The 13,130-nt window shown below is 61.7% G+C and carries 9 protein-coding genes; 3 read left to right on the top strand and 6 right to left on the bottom strand.

Annotated elements, in window-relative coordinates; all coding sequences use genetic code 11:
• Window positions 1–23: 23 nt before the first annotated feature.
• Window positions 24–455: a DUF1489 family protein gene (locus ACN0RJ_RS21410; RefSeq protein ID WP_417725603.1), complete on the bottom strand. Its 432-nt coding sequence runs from the start codon at window positions 453–455 to the stop codon at window positions 24–26.
• 179 nt (window positions 456–634) lie between these two features.
• Between ACN0RJ_RS21410 and ACN0RJ_RS21405 the strand changes: the two genes are divergently transcribed.
• The gene (locus ACN0RJ_RS21405; RefSeq protein WP_417725602.1) at window positions 635–2,923 is read left to right on the top strand and encodes an adenosylcobalamin-dependent ribonucleoside-diphosphate reductase; all 2,289 of its coding nucleotides are present in this window, start codon (window positions 635–637) and stop codon (window positions 2,921–2,923) included.
• A gap of 374 nt (window positions 2,924–3,297) precedes the next feature.
• Here ACN0RJ_RS21405 and ACN0RJ_RS21400 read toward each other — a convergent pair whose 3' ends face one another.
• The 5 genes from ACN0RJ_RS21400 to ACN0RJ_RS21380 all read right to left on the bottom strand — a co-directional run bounded on the left by ACN0RJ_RS21400 (window position 3,298) and on the right by ACN0RJ_RS21380 (window position 8,052).
• Window positions 3,298–3,621: a hypothetical protein gene (locus ACN0RJ_RS21400; RefSeq protein WP_417725601.1), complete on the bottom strand. Its 324-nt coding sequence runs from the start codon at window positions 3,619–3,621 to the stop codon at window positions 3,298–3,300.
• 66 nt (window positions 3,622–3,687) lie between these two features.
• Entirely contained in the window at window positions 3,688–4,101 is a 414-nt protein-coding gene (locus ACN0RJ_RS21395) for a hypothetical protein (RefSeq protein ID WP_417725600.1), read from the bottom strand.
• 349 nt (window positions 4,102–4,450) lie between these two features.
• Window positions 4,451–6,685, bottom strand: coding sequence for a Mu transposase C-terminal domain-containing protein (locus ACN0RJ_RS21390; protein WP_417725636.1), 2,235 nt, complete (start codon window positions 6,683–6,685; stop codon window positions 4,451–4,453).
• Window positions 6,685–7,428 carry a hypothetical protein gene (locus tag ACN0RJ_RS21385; RefSeq protein ID WP_417725599.1) on the bottom strand — a complete coding sequence of 248 codons (744 nt, stop codon included), beginning with the start codon at window positions 7,426–7,428 and terminating at the stop codon, window positions 6,685–6,687. The genes ACN0RJ_RS21390 and ACN0RJ_RS21385 overlap by 1 nt, the downstream gene beginning before the upstream one ends.
• Window positions 7,429–7,629: 201 nt before the next feature.
• Window positions 7,630–8,052, bottom strand: coding sequence for a hypothetical protein (locus ACN0RJ_RS21380; RefSeq protein ID WP_417725598.1), 423 nt, complete (start codon window positions 8,050–8,052; stop codon window positions 7,630–7,632).
• A gap of 564 nt (window positions 8,053–8,616) precedes the next feature.
• Between ACN0RJ_RS21380 and ACN0RJ_RS21375 the strand changes: the two genes are divergently transcribed.
• Window positions 8,617–9,852 carry an ATP-binding protein gene (locus ACN0RJ_RS21375; protein WP_417725597.1) on the top strand — a complete coding sequence of 412 codons (1,236 nt, stop codon included), beginning with the start codon at window positions 8,617–8,619 and terminating at the stop codon, window positions 9,850–9,852.
• A 518-nt stretch (window positions 9,853–10,370) separates the two neighbouring features.
• Window positions 10,371–12,851 (top strand): DUF4238 domain-containing protein, encoded by a 2,481-nt coding sequence (locus ACN0RJ_RS21370; RefSeq protein ID WP_417725596.1) that lies wholly within the window; start codon window positions 10,371–10,373, stop codon window positions 12,849–12,851.
• The last annotated feature ends 279 nt before the right edge of the window (window positions 12,852–13,130 follow it).

Here is a 13,130-nt window from a genome sequence, read left to right as displayed (position 1 = left end):
CGTACGTCTGGTACGCGAGGCGCTCAGATCACCCCGATCTCGGCCAGCGCGCCGGCCAGTTCCGGGGGCAGCGCATCCTCGGTCTTGCGCCCCTCGCGCATGTCGCGCGGGGCATCGCCGGGGGCGAGATAGCGCCAGCCCTGGAAGGGCCGTTTCGGCGTCGGGGCCACGCGCACCAGCTTCGGATCGAGCACGATGGCGCAGCGGTCGACACCGTCCTCGCCGGTCACCGCGTCCAGACGCAGGATGCGCTGGCGGCACTGGACCAGTCCCTTGATGACCCAGAAGATCGACCCGCCCGCCAGAACCTCGGCCTCGCGGCGGGGCCACATGCGCGTGACGTGGCGGGGCAGTCCGTCCGGGGTCGGCGCGCGGCGGCTTTCCTGCCAGGCGGCCAGATCCTCGACCCCTTCGGTGCCGACGCTGAGCTTGATGAGATGGGTGAATTTATCCACTGAGTCCTCCACAGACCGCGTAAGCTATGGTATCCTGTTGCCCTGCGGTTTCAAGATGTAGTGTTTCCGACCCGCTCCGACGCGGGTTGGCTCTTGGCCGCGGTGCCGCTATTTAGGCCTGCCGTTCGGCACGGGAATCGCCTAGCCTGTGCCCGCTCCCCCAGGAAGGACTCTCTCGCATGACCCGCTTTGCCGCCCCCATCGCCGAACAGATATGGGACATGAAATACCGCTTCAAGCAGGCGGACGGCACCCCCGTCGACGTGACGGTCGAGGACAGCTGGCGCCGCATCGCGCGGGCGCTCGCCTCGGTCGAGACGGATGCGCAGGGCTGGGAAGACACGTTCTACAGCGCGCTGGAGGATTTCAGATACCTCCCCGCCGGGCGGATCACCGCGGGCGCGGGGACGGCGCGCTCGGTCACCATGTTCAACTGCTTCGTCATGGGCACGATCCCCGACAGCATGGGCGGCATCTTCGACATGCTGAAGGAGGCCGCGCTGACCATGCAGCAGGGCGGCGGGATCGGCTACGATTTCTCGACCATCCGACCGAAAGGGGCGGTGGTTCATGGGGTTGCGGCGGATGCGTCGGGGCCGCTGTCCTTCATGGATGTCTGGGACGCCATGTGCCGCACCATCATGTCGGCGGGGTCGCGCCGGGGCGCGATGATGGCCACGATGCGCTGCGATCACCCCGATATCGAGGATTTCATCGGCGCCAAGGCGGATTCGGCCCGCCTGCGCATGTTCAACCTGTCGGTGCTGGTCACCGACCCCTTCATGGAGGCGGTCAAGGCCGGGGGCTCCTGGGACCTGATGTTCGGCGACAAGGTCTACCGCACCGTCGAGGCGCGCGATCTCTGGAACCGGATCATGCGCGCGACCTATGACTACGCCGAGCCGGGGGTGATCTTCATCGACCGGATCAATGCCGCCAACAACCTGAATTACATCGAGACCATCGCCGCCACCAACCCCTGCGGGGAACAGCCTCTGCCGCCCTACGGCGCCTGCCTGCTGGGCTCGATCAACCTCGCCCGGCTGGTGAGCGATCCCTTCGACGACGCTGCGCGGATCGACGAGGCGGCGCTGGAGCGGCTGGTGGCGACGGCCGTGCGGATGATGGACAACGTCGTCGATGCCTCGCGCTTTCCCCTGCCGCAGCAGCAGGAGGAGGCCCGCAACAAGCGCCGCATCGGGCTCGGCGTGACCGGGCTGGCGGATGCCCTGCTGATGACCGGCCTGCGCTACGGCTCCGAGGAGGCGGCGCGTCAGACCGAACGCTGGTTGCACCGCATCGCCCGCGCCGCCTACCTGGCCTCGGTGCAATTGGCGAAGGAGAAGGGCGCTTTCCCGCTGTTCGACGCCGACAAGTACCTCGCCTCGGGCGCCATGATGCAGATGGACGACGACGTGCGCGAGGCGATCCGGACTCACGGCATCCGCAACGCGCTGCTGACCTCCATCGCGCCGACGGGCACGATCTCGCTCTATGCGGGCAACGTGTCGAGCGGCATCGAGCCGGTCTTTGCCTATGCCTACACCCGCAAGGTGCTGCAGAAGGACGGCACGCGGACCGAGGAGGAGGTCGTGGATTACGCCGTGCAGATGTGGCGCGACCTGAAGGGGGATGCACCGCTGCCGGAGTATTTCGTGAACGCCCAGACCCTCGACCCGCAGGATCATGTGCGCATGCAGGCGGCGGCGCAGAAATGGGTGGATTCCTCGATCTCCAAGACCATCAACTGCCCCGAGGACATCTCCTTCGACGCGTTCAAGGAGGTCTACATGTCGGCCTACGAGAGCGGCTGCAAGGGCTGCACAACCTACCGTCCGAACGACGTGACGGGATCTGTGCTGTCGGTGTCCGAAGAGAAGCCGAAGGCGCCCGAGGTGGTGGCCACTCCCGCCGCCGAACCCAACCGCCCTCATGGCGACGTGATCTACATGGCCGAACCGCTCGACCGTCCGCAGGCGCTCGAAGGACAGACCTACAAGCTGAAATGGCCCGACAGCGAACATGCCATCTACCTGACGATCAACGATATCGTCGTCAGCGGTCACCGTCGCCCGTTCGAGGTCTTCATCAACTCCAAGAACATGGAGCACTACGCCTGGACCGTGGCCCTGACCCGGATGATCTCGGCCGTGTTCCGCCGCGGCGGCGACGTGTCCTTCGTGGTCGAGGAGCTGAAGGCCGTCTTCGACCCGCGCGGCGGTGCCTGGGTGCAGGGCAAGTACATCCCCTCGATCCTCGCGGCCATCGGCGGCGTCATCGAACGCCACATGATCGCGACCGGCTTCCTCGAAGGCGAAGGCATGGGCCTGAAGTCCGACCCGCAGGCACAGGTCGTCAACCTCGATCCCCCCCGAGGCAAATCCTGTCCCTCCTGCGGTCAATACGACATGCGCATGGTCGAAGGCTGCATGACCTGCGCCAGCTGCGGACACTCGAAATGCGGGTAGGGTTCATCTCGTGAATTGGTATGATGACAAGCTAAATTTGGCCATTTTCCGGGGAAAACGGCCATTTCACAAGTTAACGACGGCTATTGGGGAAGACCTCTCCAAAAGCCGTTATTGTGGAGGCACCGAAGCAATTCTCGAGCCGGAACGCCACTGACTGGAACATGGGTCCCCAAAGAACTCTGCGCAAACCGATATCCGAAGTTTTTGTGATTTTCTGGTATGCGATCCGGCGTCGGGGCCGTTCTCCGCTCGGAGAGCATCTTTGCGTGCCAGTATGCATCCGCCGAAAGCAAGAAGGCCGCGAGTGTCCCCGCGGCCTTCGAGTTTTGCATGAGTGGCGGCGCGCCCTCACATCAGTCTGTCTGGTGGCCTCACGCGGCCTCTGTGCCCTTCATCATAAGGGCGGCATCGATCCTGGCTACCAGTAGGTCTCGCATCGCGAGGATCTGCCGGAAGCCAAGGGTTTCCTGCGTGATGGCCAGGTCGAGAAGATCTTCGATGCATCCGATTTCTTTGGCCGCCGCCTCGGACAGCGGTCCGTGCCGGCGCAAGGCGGATAGGGCTTGCAGAACCGTATTGAGGTCGGTCGCGGCCAACTCCGCATCATTGCGCTGGACCTGATCGTGCAGGACGTCGAGCCCTCGCAGAATGCGCGTGCAGAGTTCCTTGTTTGTCATTCGGTCGAAGTATTTCATGGCTGTGTCCTCGTCTCGTTGCTGGGATGTGGCAAGCGGTCGGCCGTGTCCGGTCGACCTGCTGTTTCAGGCTGCATCGTTGACCTGGAGGGCGAGTGCTCGGGCATCCCGGGCATCGTCAAGTTCGCCGATCTCGACGAGAAGTTCGTAGAGCCGGTCAGTGACAAGGCAGAGCTCCTCCACCTCCGGGCTGGCCGGGTCGAGGAGAACCCAGGACGAGAGGTCGGGTTCGAACGCATCGATGACCGGGTCGAGTGAAAGCAGCCTGTGCAGGTCGACCAGCCGGAGACGGGTCGTCCGGTCGAGGCGTGATGCGTTTCGCAGCTCGGACATGAGCCGCAGCACGCGAGCTTTTCCGGCATCGCCGTCGATCAGCGCGGCAGCGTTGCACAGAGCGTCTCCGTGCTCGGCACAATGCGCCCGGACGGCAGCGAGTTGAGGGTCGTGGGACAGGGTCTTTGTGGGTAGTCGGCGCAGCATGTGTTCCTCCGTTGTTGCGCGTCTGCCAATTCCGGCAGCGTCAAGACTGTCCGTCGCTATTTCCGTGAGGGTGCTCCTGCTTCATGTGCTGTGGAGTAGGATTCCTCCTTCCGACAAGAAGATTGGCCACAAGGCGCCGGAACGAAGAAAAAACATTCGGGTAGATGCTGGTCTTGCCATCACGCTTCTGCGCCGATCTGAAGGGGATCTCGGTGCGGCTGCTGGACCTGCGCGCGCTATGCTGAACTGGGAGCGCCGTCCGCGTCTGATAGATCCCAGCGACTGAACAAAGAAAGGCCCCCGCAGTTTGTGTCGACTGCGGGGGCCTGTCGTGTTCCGGGCATTGGGCCTACTTGTCTCCGAAGGACCAATCCGCGTCGGGGTCCGCAAAGGGATCGGGAGCCCCAGCCACCTCGGAGGCATGGTTCGGAGCCGCGAGAACTGGATCACTCGCCGGGCGCAAGGGTTGCGCGACTGACGGCGCCGTGGGCAGGTCAATGCCCAGACCGTCGGTAGCAGGCTGCATCCGAACGTTGCTCGGCGTCTCGTCCACCTCGAACCCGATCAGGAAGCGGTCCTCGAGTTCCGCGATGCGCTCCTTGGAGTAGTCGTCGACGAACAGCCCTTGGCGGGCGATGGCATTGGCGTTGATCTCGCGGATGCGGGTCATCGCGTGGAAGATGACCTCCTGGTCGATCTTTTTCTGTGCCGCGACCGAAGCGCGGACCTCACGCACCGCCAACATCCAGGTTTGCGCACGCTCTCCGCGGAAGCGTTCGAAGACGGAGGGCACCTCGATCCACTCACCGTCCAGTTCCACCGCGATCGCGCCGAGATCCTCCGAATACCAGCGGATACGGACCTCCTTCTTGGTGTTGTGCATGAACCAGCGGGCGAGCGCCTCTGAGTGGTAGCGAATGCCAAGAACCGATATGCCCTTCTTGGACACCGTCCGTTGCAGCCGGGTGCCGAGTGCCCTGCGCCGCAGCCCGACCGCGGGCATCGGCGCGACGCCATACCGCGCGACGAGCCGGTTCCAGCAATCGAGGGGCGTTTCCCCGTTCAGGCCCGCATGCGGGCGGCGATGGTACACGTCCACCACCCAGCGGACCAGCGCCTCACTGAGATCCTCGGCTGTCAGTGCTGCCCGGGCTTCGGCATCATAGTCGCCCTTGACGACGGTGTTGCTGAAGGTGCGTCCTGTGAACCGTCCGATGAAGTTGTTCGCCATCGTGCCGAACAGGCGCTCGATCCGCGCCCGGAACTCCGGCATCCCCGCCGGGCCTGCGTCGATATTGATCCCGAGATCGGTCGCTCCGACCCTTGTGTCGAAGTCGATGAAGGCGGAGCCGCAATCGGTGACGATGAGCTCGGGCGTGCCGGACATGTTCCATGGAGAATGCGCACCGACCGCGTCTGCCCACACCCCCTTGTCGCGCACGATCATGTCGATCGTCTGCATGGCACTGCGCTTGCTGGGCGTTCGTGAGAGCTTCATCGCTACGACACAGCGAGTTGTGCAGCATATGGCGGCCGTCAGGAACCAGCGTGCCTTCTTGCCCTCCTCGAGGCCGAGGCTGGCCTTCTCCTCTTGGCTCAATATCGACCAGATGCCCGACTCCGCCAAGAGGGACATGAGATCGACCTTCCACTCGTCCATCTCGACGCGTTCGAAAGGACGGGTCAGTTCCAGCCCCTTTCCGACCGGCGCATTGCGCTTGCGGGCCTCTTCCAGTCCGAAACGCGCTATGTCGACCTCGAACGGGTCGAGCTTCCTGACCGCGAGGCGGATCGTCTCCCGAGACGGTGTCACGAGGGGCCTCGTGCTCTCGCCAAGCTTCTCCCCGGCCGCTTCCCGTTTTCTCAGGTCTTCGCGACGAAGGTTCTCGGCAATGAAGGCGTGGTCCACGTCTTCTACCACTTGCGTGACAGACGGTTGGTCCATCGTGAGGTAATTGCGGACCGTTCGGGCCAAAAGAGCAAGTTCGTCCGGGCCAAGGCGACGGCTGCGACGTCCCTGACCGCCCTGACCATAGAGGGCTGCCATGCCATGCCGGCGGAAGCGCGCAGCCAGTTTCAGGAGCCGGCTCGCGCTGATCTTCGTGGGGACGATCATGGTGTTGCCGCTCCCCGTGGACGGGTCGCCTTCGCTCGGCACCGAGAGGAATTTCCCGGCCCGGAACTTTATCTCGGGCAAGGCGGCCTTCACGGCGTTTTCGGTGCGTTTGACCTTACCCTCGGCTTCCATTTCCAGGAATGCACGGACCAGGGGCTCGTGGTATTTGGCCTTCTGCTGTTTCTTCAACGGAAGCGAGGACAATTCTTGTGTCGGGAGCCTCAACCTGCGTTTTGCATGATCCGGAAGGAATGCGTCGCGCCGATGTTCGATCTCGCCCGAAGACACCCGTTGCGACAGAGTTGCGTGAGTAAATGCCTCGGCAACGCTTGTGCGATCGGTTCGCTCGAGCGTGTAACCGAATTCGTTGCTTTCCAGAAAACGGTATGAAATCCCGTCCATAATGATTTCGTCGTATTCGCCGAAAGCGAAACGGGGCAGTGTCGGGCTGAACTGGACATCGAGCATCACGCGGCCCTCCGCATGACATGGCTGTCGTAGTCGATCCGCACCCGGCCCCGCAGTTCCAACTCATGCGCACCGATGAGCCGGGCAATCGACCGGAAGCCCCGGCCGCCAAGGCCGGTATGTGCGATCAGATCTCCGATCTTTGCTGCCCCGATCAGGTTGGACACCATATCCCGCATGATGGCATCTGCGTCCGGGTCAGGCTTGCGCACCGCATTCAGCAGTGTCGCGTTGTGGACAGCGACAGGGTCGAGGTGCTTTTCTGTCATCAGGGTCACGCGGTCCGCGAAGTCGGCGGTCACCTCTGCTGCGATCCGGGAACTCTTGGCGAAGAACTCTTCGTCGCTGAGCTTCTCGTCATACTTGACCATGATCGCGACCCGACTGCCGTCTGTCATCGTCGCCCGGAAGTCGAAAAAGTGCCGTTCCTTGGGCCCGTCCTCCGGTCCCCAGGTGAATAGAACCTGGTTTTCCAGGTCGGCGACGTCTGCGCGCGCCTGCAGCACAAACGCGACACGCTTCTCGGTGAGGCTATCCGTTTTCATCACGGAACCTGCGCCCGGCCCGTGCACAAAGGCGCAGGAGAAGTGTTTCTTTGCGCCGACACCGGGGGTGCGGTCAGTGGCAGGACGTGCAGGCAACACGGCATCGGTATCCGGCTCGGATGTGACCTCGATGACGAGGCCATTGTGGTCGCCTGTTTGGCTCCTATCGGAGCAATGTTTGTTCAGGGGGTGAGCCATTTCTCTGTTCCTTCTCTGTTCTGGGCATGTCCCAGGAGCGCCCCGCTCGAGAAGAATTTTGGTCGAAGCGGAAATTCCGGAAGCCGAAAGTGGGGTCACGGCGAAGAAAATTCAAAAACCCATGTAAGTCTCTGATAAATATAGACATTACTCATGATCTGGGGAGGGGCACCCCGGTCTACCAGCAATGCCGCTGGGTGACTACGAGAAGCCCCGCCATGCCGTGAGAGCGGCCTCAATCCGCGCGTAGGCGTGCAGGGCTTCGTGCTGCGAGTGCCACCCGCTGCAAAACTGCAAGGCATAGATGTCCGCGCCGGTATCCTCAATCAGATAACCAAGCGCCAGGAAGGCCTCCCTGGCAGCGGGGGTAAGCAGCTTGCTGGGTCTCGGTCGCGCCATGACCGTAACGCCGGCGACCTCGTTGCCGATCTGTGTGTAGTGCCGGTCGACCCAAAGGTGCAAAGACCGGACCCCGAACTTACCTTGAAGCCAGAGCGTGACATCGCAGATATCCTGTTCAGGGCCGAACTCGTCAGGGTAGACGCTCAGTCGACGATTTTTCGCGACCTGCGAAGTGCATCGTGTGCCCGTTGTGCTATGGATGGCTGCCCCCTTCAGTCGCATAAACTTCGTTAGGTGTTCGGGTTTCTGATATCTGTCTCGAAAAGAAGGTTGGCCGAAGTGCAGCTTTCCGAAACACTTTTCTTGTTCAGGCCGCAGGCAGCCATTCTTGCTCGTTTGAAGAACAGATGAAGACGCTCGTGCGCATGCAAGATGTCGGAGGCGAGGTCGCTCCCAAGAGCCGAACCAACCGGCTCGCTTCTGGATCTGATCCGCCCTACGCTCTGGCCCTCTTGCTCTAAGCGAAGTTTGGGGTATCACTTCCAGCCGCCGGACCATCCAGAACGGCCCCCTCCGGACATTCGCAGGGTCGGCTATCGCTGCGATGCAGCGCCTCCGAACCGTACAATGGCATCGTGCAACACGGCCTTGCAGGCCAAGGTCGGCCATACGGGACCTTCCTGCCGTTCGCCGCACCAAAGCCCAAAGACTGCCCAGCCAGGATCATCGCTGAAGGCCACCAGCTGGTGTAGACTTTACCCTCGTCTGACACGCCCCGAAGTCATGGATACTCATTGATGTTCGGCCATTTGCTGTTACCCACAATGGAGGTCAGGGAGAACGTGAATGGGCGAAGAGATACAGCGGCGCGCGACCGTTCAGGATCATGCGGCCTTCTTGGCCGGGACGCATGACTTTCAGGCGGACATCGAGAAGTTGGCCGGTAGTGAGCTCGTCGGCACAATCCTGGAGACCGTCATGCTGGCCACCGGCATGAGGTTTGCCGCGGTGGCCCGGGTGACGACCGACCGCTGGGTGGCCTGTCGCACGGTGGACGAGGTGAACTTCGGGCTGGCCGAGGGCGATGAGATCGAGATCCAATCAACCTTCTGCCAATCCGTGCGGGAAACGTCACAGAAGGTCCTGTTCAGCGATTCCGCCACCGACAAGGTCTACAAAAATCATCCCATTGCGGCCAAGTTCGGCATCGTCAGCTATGCCTCCATTCCGATCCATCGCAGTGATGGCACCTTCTTCGGCACGCTCTGCGCGATCGACACAGAGCCGCGTGACGTGCAGCATCCGCGTGCGGTTGCCATGCTGGAGATGTTCGCGGAGATCATTGGCCGGGGACTGGAGACCGAGGAGCGGCTCGAGGCGCATGAGCGGCTCGTCGAATACGAGCGCGAGATGGCCCGCGCGCAAGAGGAATTGGTCGCAGTGCTCGGCCACGATCTGCGCAACCCGATCGCGGCTCTCGATGCCGGGGTGAGGCAGCTCGAAAAGGAGCCGCCGTCGGAAAGGTCCCAGAAGCTTCTGCCGCTGATGCGATCGTCGCTCCATCGCATGAATGACCTGGTCGAAAATATTCTGCTGCATGCCAAGTCGCGCTTGGGGGGCGGCATTCGGATTTCCGCAACGCCGGACGCCCCTCTGGCAGAGGCCATCCGACAGGTCGTCGACGAGATCCGCACGGCATTACCCGACCAGGAGATCACACTCGACCTGCGCTTCGACAGGCCGATCAGCTGCGACGCGCCGCGCGTAGCACAGGCGGTTTCCAACCTGTTGTCCAACGCAACGCGGCACACGACGGATGGCGCGCCGATCGCGGTGCAGGGTTTGGTGCGGGACAGCGAGGTCCATATCACGGTCGCAAACCGCGGCAAGGCTATACCCGAGGATGTCCAGAAGAACCTGTTCCGACCGTTCCAAAGAGGCAGCAATGCGACCGGAGAAGGTCTGGGCCTCGGGCTGCACATCGCCTCTTCGATCGCCAGCGCGCATAACGGGCGTGTCGAACTCCTCTGTGCGGACGGAACCACGACCTTTGCCTTCAGGCTGCCTTGGTTGACGTCTTAGAAACCAGACCGCTTCCATCCCCTTCAATCTGACCACTCGATTTACCGACGGAAACGTACCGAGATCCCGGCGCGGTGGATGCCAGTCGTGCGATTTGTTCAGAGTGGACATTCGCCGAGTTCAGCATGGAGGTCCGCTTTGGGCCGGGCGACAACCTGAGTCCCCCGCCGCGCTTGCAATATCAGCCTGGCGCCCTCTGGTCAGTCTTGGGCTCGAAGCAGTCATGCGGCGCTGAGGCGGGGTCCCGGTGCCGCGTAATTTTCGCCCGGCACGCCATGTTCAGTTTGGGCTCGGAGCCGATATGCGTTGTCGCAGCGAGTCGTGCGCTTGGCAGGCAGCGGCGACCGTCGCTCCCGGCCCAGAGCCGCCTCTCGATGGTCGACCGTTCGATGGCGGCTTTGCGCCCCGCTACCTAACATTCGGGAAGCTTTTCACCACTGCTAACGGCGGACATTGACGGTTAGCCGATCAACAGATCAGGATGGTTGGATATCCCGTATCGGACGACGCGAGCACTTATGTCAGTCACCAGGAAGAACCACTATGTCCCGCAATGGCATCAAGAGAGGTTCTTCTCCCCAGGGAAAACCACGCATTTTCTCCTCGACCTGAACCCACCCACCTTCAAACGTCGGGACGGAACGGTGGCCAGCGGACGTTACCTTTTCGATGCACCCACGTCACGGGCGTTTGTCGCTCAGGATCTCTACTCGACATTCTTCGGAGTCGAGGTCAACGACGAGATCGAGAGAATGTTCTTTGGTGACATCGACAAGCGAGGTGCCGATGCGGTCCGGGCATTTTGCGGCGATGACCAAGGTGCTTGGCATCAACATTTCAAGGACCTCTTCGAATTCCTGGACATCCAGAAGTTGCGAACGCCCAAGGGTCTTGCATGGCTACGCCAGCAGTATCCGGAGATCGGTCGGCTCGGTGAGGTGTCGCCGGGTATTGCCCAGAACCAGTTGATGTTTGAGATGCAGGGTATCCGCATGCTCAACGTTACGACTTGGACCACTGGAGTTCGGGAGATCGTCTCGGCAGAGCGGGCCGGCGTCAAGTTCATCCTGAGCGACCATCCTGTCACGGTTTACAATCATGCCATACCTCCGTCTGACGCTCGCAACCGGTATCCCGAAGATCCGTCAACGGCCCTAAAGGGATCGCAAACGCTTTTCCCCTTGGGGCCGGATCACCTCCTGATCCTGAGCAACCTCGAATACGCGAAGAATCCCGGGACGCGCCCCGAAGCAAAGCGGACGTTCGCGCGGAACTACCGGTCCACGATGGTGTCGACGATCGATTTCATCAGGAAGCGGTACCTCACTGACGATCAGGTCGCCGAGGTGAACTTCGTGATCAAAGCTCGCGCGGACCGCTATGTCGCCGGGTCCCGCCGGGAGGATATTTTTCCCGAACAGGTGGTGTCCAAATCCTGGGCCGACCTGCGTGCTACATTCTTGCCGCCTCCAGACGAACTCTACCGGTTCGGCGGAGAGATGTATGCCCGCTTCGAGAACGGAGATGTCCATTACCAGGACGAGTTCGGGCGAACGGAGAAGCCGCGGGAATGGCTTCTGAAGGAGGAGCCAAAGACCCGGCTCCTGCCACGCGACTACTGTCCGTGTGGATCCGGAAAGTCGTTCGGGAATTGCTGTCGGGACAAGCCGGCGCACCTGCGCATGTCGTGGACGGAGAGGAGTATCCGTGAGCGCAACATGATGTTCATGGACGCCCTGACCCAGCTCTTCGAATTGGGGAGCAATGATTGGGACACGATCCGCCGCGAGATGACCGACGACAAGATCGCGCAGATGTATCGCCTGTACGAGGCCCTGTGGCCGCTGGAGACTGACCTGCTGGCCCTCTTGCCCAAGCCGGACGGCAAGATGCGCTCGGTCTATACAGGATCGCTGCATCCCAAGCTGATCATGGAGTTTGCGCTCGGGGCACCGTTATATTTCGGTGAGGTCATTATTCAGAACCCGTTCTTGATCTCTCGGACCCTGCAGAAGGACAAGCGACCCACTGAGCACCCTCGCCAGTATCGAGGCGAAGCTCTCAAGACCCTGATGACCTTTTTCCAACTCATGCCGCTCGTTGAGGCTGGGCTGATCACCCTGATTCCGGATCCATGCGATTTCGATTTGCACCTCCGTGACCAGATGATGGCCATGGCACGGGCCCGTTCCCGAACCATGAAGTTCGGCCCCTCCGACGACCCGCGGCTCGACGCCGTGATGCAAGAAGACATGCGCCGCATGATGCTGAACATGCCGAAGGACGCCCTTGCTGAGCACATGGTGGAGATGGCTGGCGATGACGAGCCAATCGGGATGGATACCCTCGTCGATCTCATCGAACAGATGAAGGTCGAGGACGAGTTGGCCATCCTTCAGGACGACCCGCTCACGAAGGGCGGCCAGTTCGAACTTATGAAGATGGTCCCCAACTTCGAGATGGCGATGTACTTGGCCCAGGCCACCGGCGCCCAGATACTGACTGACAGTCCTTTCCGCTGGAAAGAACTCGACGCTGCGCTCGCCAGGCGGCACCTCGGAACCAATCCTGCCCTGATCCAGTTGCAGAGCGAAATCTCATCGACTCCAATTGAATTTCCGGTGGGCCACCAAGCGATATTCCACGTGTTCGACGACCCATCGTTCCGTGAGATGGAGTCGCTATTCCGTGCTGCCTTCGCGTACACGGCTGCTCGTACCGCGGACAAGGTGAAACCGAACTTCGAGGCACACCTCACCGCACGTTTCCGGCGACAGCGGGACACGATGAAATCCTTGATCGCCCGCGCCAATGTCCCCGCCGTCGCGGCGCGCCTTACAACAGTGTTCCGCTTCGGCGGTTTTCAGGACAACACCATCAATCGGCTACTGCTGATGTCGAGCTCTGAACACCACTTGCACTCCGTCCCTATGGCGACGTTGATAGAGCGTTGGGATGCTGCACCACGAACGGACAACCCGAAATCTTGGGTGTTCTGAGCCTGAGGGCTACGTAGGTCTATCGGTTGCTCTGGGTTGCTCCGTACCGAAAGCGGCTTGTCTGCTCCGCTCCAAAGCGGCCATTCAGCCCTGCCGCGGCGAAGGCCCGCTTCCCGCCCTTACAAGCCAGGTCGACCTCCTCCGTATCCGTCCGGTGCGACCGCTCTGACGGAGGGGGGCTGCTGCCGATAATGTCCATGATCGATAATGGACATCTTGAGGCACTCCATGGCGGGAAAGAAGGGCCAGAAGAAACGGTTCTGGTCTGACGAGGAAAAG

Origin of the sequence: Salipiger sp. (assembly GCF_048261495.1) — a bacterium.
Classification (GTDB): domain Bacteria; phylum Pseudomonadota; class Alphaproteobacteria; order Rhodobacterales; family Rhodobacteraceae; genus Salipiger.
This window is presented reverse-complemented; position numbering and strand designations above follow the sequence as displayed.